Origin of the sequence: Mangrovihabitans endophyticus (genome assembly GCF_014646155.1) — a bacterium.
Classification (GTDB): Bacteria; Actinomycetota; Actinomycetes; order Mycobacteriales; family Micromonosporaceae; genus Actinoplanes; species Actinoplanes endophyticus.
The window spans coordinates 274333-290718 of sequence record NZ_BMMX01000001.1 but is presented as its reverse complement, the minus strand read 5'-3'; the positions used below and the strand labels follow the sequence as shown (position 1 = coordinate 290718).

At 72.5% G+C, this 16386-nt stretch carries 14 protein-coding genes; 2 read left to right on the top strand and 12 right to left on the bottom strand.

What is annotated here, in order from left to right:
* Positions 1-7: 7 nt before the first annotated feature.
* Complete coding sequence (locus tag IEY73_RS01245; RefSeq protein ID WP_189077138.1) at positions 8-205, bottom strand: FxSxx-COOH-like cyclophane-containing RiPP peptide; 198 nt, start codon at positions 203-205, stop codon at positions 8-10.
* 15 nt (positions 206-220) lie between these two features.
* The gene (locus IEY73_RS01240; RefSeq protein ID WP_189077137.1) at positions 221-1042 is read right to left on the bottom strand and encodes an AAC(3) family N-acetyltransferase; all 822 of its coding nucleotides are present in this window, start codon (positions 1040-1042) and stop codon (positions 221-223) included.
* Positions 1043-1244: 202 nt separating this feature from the next.
* Here IEY73_RS01240 and fxsT point away from each other — a divergent pair, with 202 nt between their 5' ends.
* On the top strand, positions 1245-4097 hold the full coding sequence (fxsT, locus tag IEY73_RS01235; protein WP_189077136.1) for an FxSxx-COOH system tetratricopeptide repeat protein: 2853 nt from the start codon (positions 1245-1247) through the stop codon (positions 4095-4097).
* Here the strand turns inward: fxsT and IEY73_RS01230 are convergent.
* From IEY73_RS01230 to IEY73_RS01205, 6 genes are all read right to left on the bottom strand, one after another.
* Positions 4028-4573 (bottom strand): hypothetical protein, encoded by a 546-nt coding sequence (locus IEY73_RS01230; RefSeq protein ID WP_189077135.1) that lies wholly within the window; start codon positions 4571-4573, stop codon positions 4028-4030. The genes fxsT and IEY73_RS01230 overlap by 70 nt on opposite strands.
* Before the next feature lie 47 nt (positions 4574-4620).
* Positions 4621-6405: an NAD-binding protein gene (locus IEY73_RS01225; RefSeq protein ID WP_189077134.1), complete on the bottom strand. Its 1785-nt coding sequence runs from the start codon at positions 6403-6405 to the stop codon at positions 4621-4623.
* 86 nt (positions 6406-6491) lie between these two features.
* Positions 6492-7694, bottom strand: a complete 1203-nt coding sequence (locus IEY73_RS01220; protein WP_189077133.1) for an ABC transporter ATP-binding protein — start codon at positions 7692-7694, stop codon at positions 6492-6494.
* Positions 7695-7704: 10 nt separating this feature from the next.
* Complete coding sequence (locus IEY73_RS01215; RefSeq protein ID WP_189077132.1) at positions 7705-8544, bottom strand: carbohydrate ABC transporter permease; 840 nt, start codon at positions 8542-8544, stop codon at positions 7705-7707.
* A complete protein-coding gene (locus IEY73_RS01210; RefSeq protein WP_306661459.1) occupies positions 8544-9518 on the bottom strand; it encodes a carbohydrate ABC transporter permease in 975 nt (324 codons plus the stop codon). The genes IEY73_RS01215 and IEY73_RS01210 overlap by 1 nt, the downstream gene beginning before the upstream one ends.
* Positions 9515-10804, bottom strand: coding sequence for an ABC transporter substrate-binding protein (locus IEY73_RS01205; protein ID WP_189077131.1), 1290 nt, complete (start codon positions 10802-10804; stop codon positions 9515-9517). The genes IEY73_RS01210 and IEY73_RS01205 overlap by 4 nt, the downstream gene beginning before the upstream one ends.
* Before the next feature lie 287 nt (positions 10805-11091).
* Here IEY73_RS01205 and IEY73_RS01200 point away from each other — a divergent pair, with 287 nt between their 5' ends.
* On the top strand, positions 11092-11361 hold the full coding sequence (locus tag IEY73_RS01200; RefSeq protein ID WP_189077130.1) for a hypothetical protein: 270 nt from the start codon (positions 11092-11094) through the stop codon (positions 11359-11361).
* A 16-nt stretch (positions 11362-11377) separates the two neighbouring features.
* On the opposite strand, the gene IEY73_RS01195 is transcribed toward IEY73_RS01200, so the two are convergent.
* From IEY73_RS01195 to IEY73_RS01180, 4 genes are all read right to left on the bottom strand, one after another.
* Positions 11378-14662, bottom strand: coding sequence for an SCO7613 C-terminal domain-containing membrane protein (locus IEY73_RS01195; protein WP_189077129.1), 3285 nt, complete (start codon positions 14660-14662; stop codon positions 11378-11380).
* 47 nt (positions 14663-14709) lie between these two features.
* Positions 14710-15099 (bottom strand): TIGR03668 family PPOX class F420-dependent oxidoreductase, encoded by a 390-nt coding sequence (locus tag IEY73_RS01190; RefSeq protein ID WP_189077128.1) that lies wholly within the window; start codon positions 15097-15099, stop codon positions 14710-14712.
* Complete coding sequence (locus IEY73_RS01185) at positions 15096-15638, bottom strand: GNAT family N-acetyltransferase (protein WP_229715329.1); 543 nt, start codon at positions 15636-15638, stop codon at positions 15096-15098. Before IEY73_RS01185 ends, IEY73_RS01190 begins: the two co-directional genes overlap by 4 nt.
* An 82-nt stretch (positions 15639-15720) precedes the next feature.
* Positions 15721-15969 (bottom strand): hypothetical protein, encoded by a 249-nt coding sequence (locus tag IEY73_RS01180; RefSeq protein WP_189077127.1) that lies wholly within the window; start codon positions 15967-15969, stop codon positions 15721-15723.
* Positions 15970-16386: the final 417 nt, after the last annotated feature.

Genomic DNA, 16386 nt, shown 5'->3' with positions numbered 1-16386 from the left:
CGCACGGTCAGGGACGGCGCAGCGGGGCGGCGTTGAACGCCGCGGCCCGGTCGCGGCTGCCGCAGGTCGCGTCCTGGACGACGCGGCGCAGGCAGTGGTCCAGCACCGTGTCACCCTCGCGGCGCAAGGCCAACAGTTCGTCCAGCGGCAGATCCGCGGCGCGGAGCAGGCCGGTCGGATTCGGTGTGGCACTGGCAGAGATCATGATCACTCGCATTCCTCACCGGGACAGGGCTGGACGGTGTGCGTGACGCCGGGGGGCCAGCCAATCTCTCGCGAAGCGCACCGCCGCGCGGAGGGGAAACAGGCGGCCCGTCGCTGCGCCGACCGTCTCCTGCCGGAGGAAGCCGTCGACGATCGAGGCGAACTCAAAGTCGGCGCCCAGATCACCGAAATCGTGATCGCTCAGACCGGCCGTTTCGTATCTTACCCACTCTCGCCCCCTTGCGGTCCTGATCACCGCGGTCAATTCAATGATCGGCAGATCCGGAATCCGGGATTCGGCGAGGTGAAATGCCGTGCATTTGTCGAAACCGACACCCAGCAGCAGAACGCGCGCGTCGGCGCGTTCCAGCGCGGCCAGCGGCGAGCGATCGCCGAGCAGGCTGCGCAGGTCGTGCACGGCCATCATCTCGGCGGCCCGCGCGCCCACCGCGGCGAAGGAGGTGAGCGGGTGTCCACTTCGGGCGGATCCGGGCCAGGTGCGCACCCGCTCCGCGATCGCGCCCATGCCCGCGCTGGGCGTCAACGCCGGCTCGAAGGCGGGCAGATGCTCGCGGATGACCGGCCACCACTCCTCCGGCACGCGGCGATGCGACCAGCGGGAGGGGTCGCGATTGTCCGGTGTCTGGGCCGGTACGACCACCGTCCCCTCCGGACCGACCGCGTCGAGCAGGGCCTGGACCACGGCGGTGGCACCGCCGCACACCCACCCCAGGGCGCGCATCGAACCGTGCGTGAGCACCACCTCGCCGGGGCGCACACCCAGCCGGGCGAATTGTCGCGCCAGCAATTCCCGGGTGAGCACCGGTTCCGGGTTCATTATCCGCTCCACGCCGTGGACCTGCCTTTCCGCGGCCGGTGAAGCCGCCCCTTCATCATCGATCTGGGTGGACCGGCCCGACGCACTTCTGTCGGTAGTGCGCGATAGTTGACGGCTATTGGCACCACACCGTCCAATGGACGCACGGCGTTTGTCGAAACTTGACGATTGCTGACGGTGGCGGCCGGCGAAGGGCGGATCAGTGGCGAGTGCACCGCGACCGGGTCCGCTCCCCGACGGCCCACTGCGGGACCTCGTGCTGGCCCTGCGCGGCCTGCACCGGGCCGCGGGCAAGCCGGGCGCCCGGCAGATCAGCGCCGCCATCCGCGACAGCGACGACATGCGCGACACGGTCAGCCACGAGACGGTCAGCGCCATGCTGCGCGGCGGCGGCCTGCCGAAGTGGGTCAAGGTGGAGTGTGTGGTCCGCCAGCTCGTCGCCTGGGCGGTGACCGGCCCGGACACCGACGAGGAGATCCGCCGCTTCCACCGGCTGTGGCTGGCCGCCGACGACGCGCCGAGTCCTGTTCCCGCCGGGGCCCCGTCCCCGGCACGCCGCGACTTCGTCGCCCGCTCCCCCGCACCGCCGGAACGCGAGCCGCCCCGCGGCGGCCCCGCGATCAGCAACCTGCCGGCCCGGCCCCGGCACTTCACCGGCCGCACCGGGATGCTGGAGGAGATCCGCGCGACGGTCACCGGGCCGCAGGGGCCGCCGCTGTCCCTGGTCGGCCTCGGCGGGGTCGGCAAGACGCAACTCGCCCTGGAGTACGCCCACCGCTGGACCGCCGAGTACGACGTGGCCTGGTGGGTGCCGGCCGAGCAACCGTCGCAGGCGATCGCGGCGCTTGCCGCGCTCGGCGAGCAACTGGAGATCCGCCCCGCCGCCGACATGCGCCAGACGATGCGCGACGTGCTCAGCTTCCTGGAGGACAGCGCGCTGCGCTGGCTGCTCATCTACGACAACGCCGACCAGCCGGACGACCTGGCCGCGGTGCTGCCGGCGATCGGCGGCCACGCCCTGGTCACCTCGCGCAACACCGCGTGGGCGCAGGCCGCGCCCGCGTCGGTGCGCGTCGGGGTGTTCTCCCGGCCAGAGAGCCTGTCGTTCCTGCGCGAGGCCGGGCTCACCGGGTCCGCGGAGGACTGCGAGGCGCTGGCCGACCATCTCGGCGACCTGCCTCTCGGGTTGGACCAGGTGTGCGCCATGCACTCCGCCACCGGCATGCCGGTGGCGGAGTATCTGCGCCTGTTCGCCGAGCACTTCGACGAGTTGCTGGCCGCCGGGCTGCGCGCGGGCTCGCGGACCACCACCGTCACCACGTTCGTGAACGTGGCGGCGGGCCGCCTGCGCACCGAGTCGGTGGCCGCCGCCCAGTTGCTGGAGATGCTCGCGTTCATGGCGCCGATGCCGGTGCCCGTCGCGCTGCTGCACCGCGGCCGCGACGCGCCGGTGGCCGCGCCGCTGGGACGCGCGCTGCACCGCACCGACGAGCTGGCACGCATCGTCGCCCGGCTGGGCCGGTACGGGCTGGCCCAGGTTGACGGCGGCGGGCAGGAGGTCCAGGTGCACCGGCTGGTGCAGTTGGTGGTGCGCAACGGGCTGCCGCCGGACGCGGCGAGCGCCCGCCGCTCGGACGTGCACCGGCTGCTGGCCGCGGCGAATCCCGGCGACCCGGACGACTCGCGCACCTGGCCGCTGCACGGCGAGATCGGCCCGCACCTGCTGGCCGCGGACGCGCTGCACGCCGACCGGGACGAGCCGCGCACCGCCCTGCTGCACCAGATCCGCTACCTGGAACGCATCGGCGACTTCCAGGCCTCCGAGCGCCTGGCCCGTGCCGCCGAGGAGGCGTGGCGGGTCGACCGCGGCCCGGAGCACCGCCTCACCGTGCTGGCCACCCGGCACCTGGCCAACGCGCTGCGTGCGCTCGGCCGGTACGCCGAGTCGCGGCACCTGGTGATCACCGCGCTGGGGAGGCTGCGGGCCAGCGCCCAGTACGGCGAGGAGCATCCGGACACGCTCACCATGGCCGCGGTGGCCGGTTTCCACCTGCGGCTGGGCGGCGCCTACGCCGAGGCGGTGGACGAGGATCAGCGCCGGGTGGACCTGCTCACCCGGCTCTACGGCCCGCGCGACCCGCGCACCACCGACGCCGCCGGCAACCTCGGGGTCAGCCTGCGGCTCGATGGTCGCGCCGGGGACGCCCTCCGCCTCGACGACGAAACGGTACGGATCCTGCGTGCGGATCTCGGCTCGGCGGATCCGCGCACCCTCGTCGCGGCCCGCAACCTGGCCTGGAGCCTGCTCGACGTGGGACGGTTCGGCGAGGCGGTGCGGACGCAGCGCGCCAACCTGCCCGGCCGGGTCCGCTTCGACGAGACCGCGATCGTGAGCCGCACCCTCGCCGTCGGGCTGCGCCGGCTCGGACACCACCGCGAGGCGCTGGAGGAGGCCACCGCCGGCTACCGCACCTGCCAGGAACGCTTCGGCCCGGATCACCATCTGACTCTCGCGGCGATCATGACGTACGCCAACACGCTGCGCGCCGCGGGCGATCCGATCGGGGCGCGCCGGCTGGCCGGCGAGGCGCTGGACCGATACCGGCGGCTGTTCGGGCGGCGCAACCCGCTGACGCTCGCCGCGGCCACCAACCTGGCGGTCGCGCTACGCGCGGTGGGCCAGTGGCGGGAGGCGGCGGGTAACGACGAGCAGACCTACGAGGACGCCGTCCGGGTGCTCGGCCCCGCCCACCCGCACACCCTGGTCGCCGCCGTCGGGCTGGCCACCGACCTGGCACACCAGCACAACGCGAAGGAGGCGGTGGTGCTCGGGCGGGCCACCCTGGCCGGGTTACGCCATACCCGCGGGGAAGATCACCCCGAGACGTGGGCGTGCGCGCTGAATCTCGCCCTCGATCTCGGCCCGGACGGCGACGCCGACCGCCGCGCGGCGACGGAACGGCTGACCGCCATGCTCGGCCCGGATCACCCGGAGGTGCTGGCCGCCACGGCGGGCACGAGGATGGAGTGCGACGCGGAACCACCGCCGACCTGATGTCCGCGCCGCTTCGCCTTCGGCGGCCAGATCACCCGCACCGGCACACCCATCTCGCGGGCACGGGCGACGGTGTGCGCCGTGCCGCCGTGAATGCCGTCCGGGTTGCCGTCCCACACCGCGATGAGCAGGTCGCACTGCCGGAGCATCTCCGCGCTGGCGGCGGCGTAGCGCGCCTCCGGCCGTGGGTGCGCGGGCATCCGCAGCACCCACCGGGCCCGGCGCAGCAGGCGGCGGATGTCGCGGGCGCCGCCCGGCGGTTCCGGCAGCACCACGTCGAAGGTGCCGGCCAGGTCACGCACGGCGCGGGCGAACAGCTTGTCGGCGCCGTCGGCGAGGCAGGTGACGCCGTGCAGCACACCATGCTGCTGCTGGGCCCGCAGAACGTCGACGAGCGCCCGGTAGATCGGGCGCGCCGATCCCCGGGTCAGCCGGACGTGGCCGGTGACCCCGACACGCACGACGCGTTTGCTCATCGCCACCCCTCCATCATCTCTCACCCGCGAAACCGTCCCGGGCCGCCTCATGGCGTCCCGGCGGTGACCCGCTGGGCCCGTCCGTCGGTCAGCCGGATCACTTGAAACCCGGCGTCGGCCAGCACCGCCGGCAGGTCACGGACCGCCGCGCGGGTCTTCTCGCGGTGCTCGTCCGGCAGGTCGCGCCACGGGCGCACGTACGGGGACAGCTTCGCGGCCCGGTCGAGGCGCGTCCCGTACCGCCAGCCGCGCGCGCAGGCCGCCCGAGACCAGCGGTCCTGCTCGGCCTCGGCCAGCTTCTCCACCTCGCCCGGCGTGAGGCAGAAGTCGTCGGTTCCGCTGCGGGCCACGATGGTGCAGCCGATGGAGTGCAGCTTGGCGCCGATGGAGACGGCCAGCGCCCGGTTCGACCCGCGCCGGTCGTCGTCGAGCAGGATCCAGTCGACAAGCGCCGCCTGATCGGTGAACGGGTCCGGGCTCTCCCGGCACGCGACCACGTACCGCTCGTGGATCAGCCGGGCCAGGCGCTCCACGAGGTCCTCCGCGATCAGCTCCGGCCGGCACGCGACGGCGTTCTTCGCGAACAGCCTGATCTTGCCGTCCACCTCGTCCAGCAGCGGCCGCCCGGCCGCGTCGCCGAACGCGTCGGTGAGCCCGGCCAGCCGGTCGACCGGGACCAGCACGGTGCCGCGCACGCGGTGCCAGAGCTCGTGCGCGGTCAGCGCGACCTGCAGTCCCTGTTCCTCGTCCCGGTAACAGAGAAAGGCCTCGTCGTAGCGGCGCTCCGGCTCGGCCGAGAGCATGTCCGGCACGTCCGAGGCGTACGCGGTGATCGCGCACGCCTCGCCGAGGACCGCGTACCGCAGGTGCAGCGCATGCAGCACCCGCGGCGCGTCCGGTGATACCAGATCGACCTCGGCGCGCATCGCCGGGTCCGGCCGGCGCAGCCGCCAGTCCCGGGCGAGCGCGACGAGGAGCGCCCGGACGAACATGGCGTCCCCGGCGACCAGCAGGCGCGGCGCCCGGCCGCCCACCGCCACGGTGGGCCGCTCGGCAAGCAGCACCTGCACGGCGAGCTGGTCCAAGTTGAAGAAGTCGAGCCGCAGGCCGGGGGCGGCGTGCACGCCGAGCCGCCGGGCTTGCAGGGCCACCACCCGGTCCGGGTCGTGGATCTGCGCGTACACCCGGGCGCGCCCGCCGCCCGCGGCGACCACCCGGCCCGCCGCGGCCGCGATCGCCACGTTGGTGGCCCCGTCGTCGGAACACGCGTAGATGGTGGTGGCCCGCCGCGCACCGGCGCCGCGCAGCACGTCCGGGTCGGTGGCATCGCCGGTGATCCGGAACAGCCGGCCACGACGCAGCTCGAAGGGGTCGGTGGCGGTGCTGCGCACCAGCACCGCCGGGCGCCGGGCGGCGGCCAGGCCGCGAGCGAGCGTGACCGCGGCTGCCGAGTCGCCGCAGACGATGGCGTGCCCCCGGGCGTTGCGCATGCGCATCCGGCGCAGCTCCGCGGACAGCAGCAGCCGGACGGCCTCGGCCACCGCGAACATGGTCACCGCGGGCGCGGCGAAGCGGGCGACCTGCAGCGCCGGCGGGAAGTTCGTGGCCTCCTGCAACGGGTCCGAGCCCAGCACGAACAACTGCAGGTCGGAGTAGAGCAGGTTGAGGAAGCCACGGCCCTCCAGGGCCTCCCCGACGAAATACTGATCGAGGCCGATGTATCCCAGGATCAGGGCGACGAAGGCCAGGCAGACGAAGCCCGCGCGGACGATCGCGGCGGGATGCCTCCCGATGACGGCGGACGCGGACGACGGAGCGTTCGGCACGGCCATGAATACATTGTGTCATCGGGCCACTACTCATGGGGAGGTCGATCCGTCGCCGCGGCGGGGCCACCGCGGCGACGGGTGACGCGCGCTCAGGAGGCGGCCACGCCGGCCGGCTCCTCCTCCTGCAGGGTGATGTTGCGTCCACTCGACGGGTCGAAGAGGTGGATCTTGTCGACGTTCATCCAGATCCGGGCCTCCTGGCCGCCCCGGACCCGCGACTCGGCCGACAACCGGGTCACCAGGTTGGCCCGGTCGTGCGGCACGTCCGCACCGCCGGCATCGGCGGCCAGATCCTCCAGGTCGGCGGCGACCGCCGGGCCACCCTCCACGGAGAAGTAGACGTACTTGTCCGAGCCCATCGACTCGACCAGATCGACCGGCGCGGTGAAGGTGAAGCCCTTGCCAGCCTGATCGACCAGAGCGGCGTCCTCGAAGTGCTCCGGCCGGATGCCGAGCACCAGTTGCCGCGGGGCGTCGGCCGCGGTGAGCAGCCGCCGCAGCCGGTCGTCCAGCGCCAGCTCACCCATCGGGCAGCGCAACGCGTTCTCCTCCACCGTGGCGGGCAGGAAATTCATCGACGGCGAGCCGATGAAACCGGCCACGAAAAGGTTCACCGGGCGGTCGTAGAGCGTCTGCGGATCACCGACCTGTTGCAGGTGACCGCCGCGCATGACCACCACCCGGTCGCCCAGGGTCATCGCCTCGGTCTGGTCGTGCGTCACATAGACCGTGGTGGTGCCGAGCTGCTTCTGCAGGCGCGACACCTGAGTGCGCATCTGCACCCGCAGCTTGGCATCCAAATTGGACAACGGCTCGTCCATCAGGAACGCCTTGGGGCTGCGCACGATGGCGCGTCCCATGGCCACCCGCTGACGCTGCCCACCGGACAGGTTCGCCGGCTTACGGTCCAGATGCTCGGTCAGCTCCAGAACCTTCGCCGCCTCGCCGACCTTGCGGTCGATCTCCTCCTTGGCCATCTTGGCGAGCTTCAGCGGGAAGGCCATGTTCTCCCGCACGGTCATGTTCGGGTAGAGCGCGTAGGACTGGAACACCATCGCGATGTCCCGGTCCTTGGGCGCCCGGTCGTTCACCCGCTGGCCACCGATGCGCAGCTCGCCGGAGGTGATGTCCTCCAGCCCGGCGATCATGTTCAGGGTGGTCGACTTCCCGCAGCCGGACGGCCCGACCAGGATGACGAACTCGCCGTCCGCGATCTCCAGGTCGATGCCGTGCACGGCGGTGGTGCCGTCCGGGAAGCTCTTGGTCACCTTGTCGAGAACGATGTCAGCCATCTCAAGTCACCTATCCCTTGACCGCGCCGGAGGTGAGGCCCGCGACGATGCGCTTCTGGAAGAACAACACGAACAGGATGATCGGGATGGTGATGACCACCGCGGCCGCGGAGATCGCCCCGGTCGGATCCTCGAACTGCGACGCGCCGGTGAAGAACGACAACGCCACCGGCACGGTGCGCGACTGCTCGGTCGACGTCAGCGAGATGGCGAACAGGAAGTCGTTCCAGCAGAAGATGAACACCAGGATCGCCGTGGTGAACACGCCGGGCGCCGCCAGCGGCGCGATCACCTTGCGGAACGCCTCGGCCTGCGTCGCCCCGTCCATCTTCGCCGCCTTCTCCAGGTCCCACGGGATCTGCTTGAAGAACGCCGACAGCGTGTAGATGGCCAGCGGCAGCGCGAACGTGATGTACGGCAGGATCAGCCCCGGCCAGGTGTCGAACAGCCCGGTCTGCCGCTCGATGTTGAACAGCGGCGACACCAGCGAGACCTGCGGGAACATGGCGATCAGCAGGGACACCCCGACCAGCAGCGCCTTGCCGGGGAAATCCAGCCGGCTGATCGCGTACGCCGCCATGGTGCCCAGCACCACCGCGATCAGCGTGGAGATCAGCGCGATGCCGATCGAGTTGATCAGGGCGCGGACGAACTGGTCGGTCTGGAAGATCAGCCGATAGTTGTCCAGTGTCCACTCGCGAGGGATGAAGTTGCCGTCGGTCAGCGTCGCCGTCGTCTTCAGCGACAGCGACACCACCCACAACACCGGGATCAGGGCGAACACCACCACGACGGCGTCCAGCAGACCCCACTTGAGCTTGGCACGGGGCCCGGTGTCCAGCGTGGCCATCAGCGCCTCCCCTCGTCGCTGCTGCCGGGTGCGGCGGTGCCGAACAGCTTCACGAACACGAACGCGATGATCGCCACGGCGAGGAAGATGAGCACCGACATGGTGGAGCCGATGCCCAGGTTCAGGCCCTTCATCAGGTTGTTGTAGGCGATCATCGACACCGAGGAGGTCTCGTTCGCGCCGTTGGTCAGCACGTAGATGTTGTCGAACACGCGGAACGCGTCAAGCGTGCGGAACAGCAGCGCCACCAGGATCGCGGGTTTCATCACCGGCAGCATCACCCGGGTGAACCGCTGCCAGGCCGAGGCGCCGTCCATCGAGGCTGCCTTCAGCAGATCCTCGGGCACCAGCGCCAGACCGGCCATCAGCAGCAGGGCCATGAACGGCGTGGTCTTCCAGATCTCCGCCAGGATGATGATGGACAGCGCACTGGCCCGCTCGGTCAGCGGTGCCCCGTCGGAGAGCAGGTTCGCCAGGTAGCCGGTGCTCGGCGTCCACGCGTACCGCCAGCTAAACGCGGCGACCACGGTGACGATGCCGTAGGGGATCAGCGCCGACGTGCGCACCAGTCCCCGGCCGATCAGGGTGCGGTGCATGACCAGCGCGAGCGCCATGCCCAGCACCAGTTCCACCGCCACCGAGACCACGGTGATCAGCAGGGTCACCCCGAAAGCGGTCCACCAGTAGCCGTTGCTCAGCACGGTGGCGTAGTTGGCGAACCAGACGAACTCCCGCTCGGAGGGGAACTTCAGGTCGTAGCGCTGCAGCGAGAGCCAGAAGCTGTACAGGATCGGGTACGCGGTCACGGCCACCATGACGAGCGCGGCCGGCGCGCAGAGCAGCCATCCCAGCCGCCGCTCCTGGCGCTTGCCCTCGCTGAGCGCCGCCTTCGCTCGCTTCTGCGGCAGCTCGCGGCGGCCACCCTCGGAGAGCTCCTCGGCGGTGGTCGCGGGGGTGGTCGACGAGACGCTCACGGCAGGACCCCCTGGGAATCGATGGCCTTCTGAATCGATGTGCGCAGCGAATCCGCGGTCCGCTGCGGGTCGATCGCCGAAGGCGGCGACAGCTCCGCGGCCACCACGGTGGACAGGTTCTGGTACGCCGGAGTCCGCGGCCGTGGCGCGGCGTCCTTCAGCTCCTCCAGCAGCGTCTCCCGCATCGGATAGGCCTTGGCCATGTCCGGCCGGTCGTAGACCGCCTCGATGCTGGGCGCCTGCCCCGCGTTGATCGCCAGGTACTCCTGGTTCTCCGCGTTCCGCAGGCACTTGATCGCCTCGAAGGCGAGGCCGGGATGCTTGCTGTACGCGCTCACCGCCATGTTGGAGCCGCCGATCGTGGTGACGCTCGGGGTGTTCGCGTCGATGGCGGGATACCGCGCCCAGCCGGTCTTGGCCAGGATCTGCGGCGCGTCGCCCTGCATCGAGGCGTACACGTACGGCCAGTTCACCTCGAAAGCGCCGGCCCCGGACTGGTAGGCCAGCCGCACGTCGTCCTCGATGGAATTGCTGAACGACGGGCTCACCACGCCGGAGGTGGCCAGCTTCTTCATGACGCGCAGCGCCTTGACCGTGCCGGCGTCCATCACCGCCTTGTCGCCGCTGTCGTCGACCACGTGCCCGCCGGCGCTGGCGACCAGGCTGTTGAACAGCACCACCAGCCCCTCGTACTGGGCGCCCATGGTGAGGATCTGGAAGGGCTTCTTGCCCGCGGACTTGAGCCGCTGGGCCTGGCTGATCATCTCGTCCCAGGTCTTCGGCGGCGAGGACACCAGGTCCTTGCGATACCACAGCAGTTGCACGTTGGTGTTGTTCGGCGCCGCGTAGAGCCGGTTCTTGTACTCCGCCGACGCCAGCGGGCCGGGGAGCGTGCCGTCCTCGATCGCCGCCTTGTCCGCGCCGGTCCACTCCAGAATCCAGTCGGCGCTGGCGAACTCCTGGGTCCACGTCACGTCCAGGCCGAGGATGTCCATGCTGTCGTCCTCGGCCGCGAGCCGGCGCACCATCTGCACCCGCTGGTCGTCCGCCGTACGGGGAAGCACCTGATAGACCACCCGGTAGCGGCCGTTCGCCTGTTGATTGCAGGTGTCGATCACGTGCTGGAAGCTCTCCACCGGGAACTGGTAGAGGTTGAGGGTCGGCACGCCGCCCTCGCCATCGGATCCGCACGCCGCCATCGGCGCCGTCAGAGCCAGCGCGGCTCCCGCCGCGGCGACCCGGGCGCGCATCGTGCGCCGTCGCGGATGTCGGTCATCTCTTGCCATCGACCCTCCATCCGGCACCCGCCGCACGGACGAGTGGGATGCCACCCGAGGGTCGGCGGACGCGTCTGTTCCCCCGCCGGCCGGGGCGGAAGGTGATCTCCGTCACGACCGGCCTGTGCGGTTTTCCCTGCCCTGAGCGGGTCGGACACAAACGCGAAACGACTACTTAACCTGGCGATGGTCGCCGCGTGAGGCGGGGGTGAATGTCCGGCCGCACCGGTTTGTCCCACCCGCGTCCGGGGTACCACGGCGCCGCCGATGTCCCACACTCGAGGCCGGAGCGCACCATGACGGGCGAACCCCAGGTCACGCTTGATCCGCAGTCGCTGAACCCGATCGAGGAGAAGCTGCGGGTCCCGCTGGAGGAACAGCTCACCTCCGCCCTGCAGGCGGCCACCGAGCGGGTCCGGCACGCCTACACCGGACAGAGCCTGCCCGAGGTGACGGCATGGCTGTTCGAGGAGACCAAGGCCGGCCTGCACCCGGACATCGCGGACGGCTTCCACCCGGATCACGCCGAACTGACCCAGGTGGCCCGGTCCATCGTGGCGGGCTGACGGTCCACCGGGGACGTCAGGACATCCGGCCCAGCGCGGCGCGGAACCGGGCCAGGTCGCGACGCCGCCGTTCCAGTGTCATGGCCAGACCCACCAGCAGCAGGCCGGCCGAACCCAGCGGAATCCACCGCGGCACCAGATCCCACACGCGGGCCAGCTCGTGCAGCGCCACCACGGCCGTCACCACGCCGCCGACCACCACCGGCGCCTGCCGGCGCGCCCACGCCCCGGCGATCACCACCGCGACCGCCGCCGCGCCGAGCGCCAGCCGACGCGCCGGCTGGTCCGGCGCCACCAGCACCGAGGCCAGTGACGGCAGGAAGGCGGCGGCGAGCGCCGGGCCCAGCGTCACCCAGCTCGACGGCGCGTGCCGGGCGCGCAAAGCCAGCGCCCCGGCAAGCAGCACCACCCCGGCGGCCGGAACGGTATACGCCTCCAGCACCGCCACGCGCACGGTGACCAGCAACAGCCACCATCCGGCAAGCTCCGCGAGGGCGGCGGCGACGGCGTGCCACCGGCGCCGCCCCGGCACCAGCGCCCGCAGCCCCAGCGCCAGGCCCCACAACGCGAGCACCGCCGCCGCCCGCGCCGTCGTCCCGGCGGCCAGCAGCAGCGCCACCCCGGCCGCGACGTGCGCGACGGCCTGCACCGCCCGCCCGGCGGTCGCCGCCCGCCCACCGGCGGACGGTCCCCTCGTGAGAGCCCGCCCGGTGCCCAGCGCCAGCCCGGCACCCAGCGCCAGCCCGGCACCCAGCGCCAGCACCGCTGCCGCCGCGCCGAGCACCGCGAACGCCGCGGCCGGGCCGGGCACGGCCGCGAACGCCGCGGCGGGCGCGGCGACGGCGACCACCACCCACCCCGCGAACCGCGCGCGGTCCCGGCCGGCCGTCGCCACCACGGCGCCCGCCGCCATCACCGCGCCGAGGGCGATCAGCGCCGACCACCGTGCCTGGAAGGCGGGCAGCAATCCGGCGAGGAAGAGCACGGCACCGGCGGCCCCGAGTCCGTCGGTACCGTCCCTTCGCAACCCGATGACCAGCAACCCACCCAGGCCCACGGCCAGCGACACCGCCGGCACGAACGGCCAGCCCGCCCCGGCCGCGGCAACGATGAGCGGCGGCACGAACGCCAGCACCGGCGCCGCCGCCCACCCCGCCCGCCGGGCGCCGCGCCGCACGCCCCCGATGGTCCCGGCCGCGAGCCCGGCCAGCGCCACGGACACCACGTCGGACACCGGCGCCACCGAGTCGGGCCGCACCGCCAGCGCCGCCACGCTGCCCGCGACGCCGACCACCACGGCCAGCGCCGGCAGCGGCGCGGCCGGCCCCGCAACCCGCCGCCGTGCGTGCACCGCGGCGGCGACCAGTGCCAGCGCGCCGTAGACCGCCGGTGCGTCACCGGCGGGCGCCGCCCATAACGGCGCCGTGGTCAGGCCGACCAGCGCGCCCACCGGCACGCCCGGCATCCGCCGTGCCAGCGGTGCCCATCCGGCCAGCAGCGTGGCCGCCGCCGCGGCGGCCAGCGCCGCCCGGGACTGCGCTGCGCCGCCGGCCGACAGGGCCACCGCGCCCGTCCACGCCACGGCCGGCAGCAGCGCGGCGCCCACGCCGGGCGCCGCGCGGCGCACCGACCGGTGGCCGGGCGCGATGCCCGCGCCGACGCCGACCAGCACGATCGTGCCGAGCACCACGGCGGCGGTGCCCGGACGGCCGAACCCGGCCAGCACGGCATGCACCCCGATCGGCGCCGCCACCAGCACCGGCCACCCCGCCGACCACCGCGCTGCCACCGCCATGGCCACAACCACCACCAGCAGGTCGGCCACGCACGCGGACCACCACGGCAGACCCCAGCCGGCCGGCGTCGCCAGCGCGACAAGCGCCGCACCGGCCAGCGCCGGCACGGCCGGCCGCGTCACCCCCGCCCGGCACAGCACCGCCCCCGCGGCGGCCGACAGCAGCGCGGTGACCGCCACCAACTGCCAGCCGGACGGCACCACGGTCCGGTCCCACGGGGTGGCGAAGAACGCCGACGCCGCGTCCACCGGACGCGTCGCCGCAGCCGCCACCCGGATCGTCGCGTCCACCCCCGGCACCGCGAGCACCAAGAACGCCGCGAGCCGGGCACCGCGGGCGGCCGGCCGTGGCAGCCGGACCAGCGACACCGCGACGGCCACGGCCAGCACCACCGCGGCCACTGCCACATCGCCGCCGAGCAGCCCGGCGACCCGTCCGGCCGCGGCGCCGGCCGCGACCACCAGGACGCCGGCGGCGACCGCGACGGCCCCCGATGACCGGGTCGTCACCGCCGCGGCCACCACCACCGCGGCCGCCACGATCAGCGCGGTCCCGCCGACCGCCGCGCGGCCGGGCCGCGCGGCGCCGGCCAGCGAGACCAGAGCGCTCGATCCGGACGCCACGATGAAGCAGAGACCGCACGCGTACGCCGTGATACCGATCGCCGTCCACGGAACCGGGCGCAGGAGGTTCACGGCCACGTCCAGCCCGGCCACCGCGGCGCACACGAAGGCCCATCCGGCGGCGTCCGGGTGCAGCGGCGCGATCAGCAACGGGAGCACCGGCTGCGCGGCCAGCACCGCGACGAACCGGGGACCGGCGAGACCGGTGAGATGCTCATAGCCCGCGGCCAGGGCGGCGGTCACCGCGCACACCGCGCCGGCATACCCGAGCGGCGTGTACCCCGCCACGCCGAACAGGTTCACGTACCACGCGGCGTATCCGTCCAGCAGCACCAGCACCAACCCGACCGCGGCGAAGGTCTCCCCGGTGGCACGCAGGTCACGGCGCAGCGCGAGCAGCGGCGCGGCCAGGGCGAGCACGGTGCACCCGCCGAGCAGCACCGCCCGGCCGGCCACCCCGAACTGCGCCCACGCGACGGCCGTGAACACGATCGCCGCGACCGCCAGCAGCAGACCGCCGAGCAGGAACAACGCGGTCTGGACCAGGCGCGTGGAGGCCTCCTTGGCGCGCGGGGGTGCGGCGGCCGTGGGCGGACCGGACACCGGCGTCGCGCCCCGGCCGGGCGCCGCCGTGCCGACCTGTGCCGCCATCGCCGCACGGACCCGGGCGGCGGCCGCGTGCCGGGCCTGCCACGCCTGCCGCAGGCGAGCGTCCAGGTCGAGCAGGGCCCGGTGGGTCGCGTCGCGTCGGGCGGTCAGGTCGGCGATCTCCGCGTCGCGGCGGACCACCTCGACGGCGTCCGGATCGCTCGGGCGGTGACATCCGGGACATCCAGTTCCGGGGTCGGCGGCGGTCCGGCAATGCGGGCATGGGTAGGTCACGTCCCGATCCTGGTCACCGGCCGGGGCCGGTTCCTGAGTCGGCGTACTCAGGAGCGCCAGGTCACCCACTTGAGTACCGAGATCCGCAGGAACGGGCCACCCGGTGGCCGATCGCGGTACTGGGAGTACCGCGCGGCCAGCGCCGCGCCCGCCGCCGGGGCACTGTCCAGCACCTCGGCGACGCCGTCGGCACGCACCCACCACAGCGTGTCCCAGTCGTCGTCGTAGTGGTCGGCGAGCACCGACACGCGCGGCTGGTGCGCGATGTTGTCCAGGCGGCGCAGCCGCCGGTGGCGTTTGGGTTTGTGGTCGACCGCGCTCCAGATGGTGTCGCCGTCCACGGCGAACACGATGGGCACCAGGTGCGGCGTGCCGTCCTGCCGCACGGTGGCCAGCCGCGCCACCCGCGCGGTGGCGAACCGTTGCGCCGGGGTCACGGCGCGTCCCCCGGACCATCCGGACGCGCCACGAAGGGGGCGTCCAGGCGTGCCACGAGGATGTCGTACGGCGCCGTCCGCACGCCGTTCTCGTGCGGCCTGAGCGCGGTGCGCAGCCCGCGCAGTCCCGGTGCGTCGGACACCACGAACCCGAGCCGCTCGTAGAGCCGCCGGGCACCGGCGTTGGACTGGTCCACGCCCAGCGCAACCCGGTCGTACCCCCGCTCCCGCAGCCGGTCCATTGTCGCGAGCACCATGGTCGTGCCGACCTTCCGGCCGCGCACATCCGCGCGCACCACGACCCGGTACAGCATCGGCACCTTCGGCAGGTGCTCGATCACTTCCGGCTCGTCGGCGTCGCTCCATCGGGCGAACAACGCACCGACCGGCTCGTCGCCGACCACCGCGACCACCACCTCGCCGCTGTCGGTGTCCTGGTAGGCCATGCAGTCGAGGTAGTAGGCGTGGTCGTCACGGTCCAGCGTGGCCGACAGCCGGTCGAGGTCGTGCGGCTGCGCACGACGGATCTTCACGTCCACCTGGCCAGCTAACGTGACCCGCTGCGAGTTTGCCAGCGCCGCATGCCGGTCCCGGGCGCTGGCCCGGGGCCGGCGGGTCAACCTATTCGCTGCCGACGGTGGTCGCCAGCGCCACCGCCAGCAGCGCCAGAGCACCGACCAGCAGGATGGCCACGGCCAGCGCGGACAGTGCCCATCGGAGCATCTCGCCGAGCGGCACGGTGGCCCGGCCCAGATGCTTGAGCGCGCCGCCCAGCATCATGATCGCGATGATGATCGTGACGAAAACGATCGGGCGATATTGGCCGTCCATCCAGTTCACCGCGTCCGGCGGGCCGGGCGAAGTCGACACCGGAAGGTGATTTACGACGGTGTGCAAGGCGTCTAACGTAAACAACGGCAGTCCTTTCCCTGTCCTGGGAGATGGCGATTGCTGACGAGGACGCTTCCGGCTGCGACCCGGAGGCGTTCTCTTGTCTTTGGGCGATCAGTGATTCCGTCACCGTCTGTGACTTCGTCAAACACGATCGCGATCGATGCGCCGGATCCCTTCGATGGGCGGCGGCTCCCTGGCTCGACGACTGGCCACTTGCGACCCCCTCGCCTTAACGCTCCTTCAGTTACTCTAAACTTCAGAAGTGACCTGAAGTAAGCCGAAAGCGAAAGCAAACACAGATTGCTGTCTCAGTCTGCTAAATTCGACGTCGCACTACATGCGACTGTCACAGCATCGCCATAATTCAGAAGTCTTCTGAAGTTTTGGAAGAGG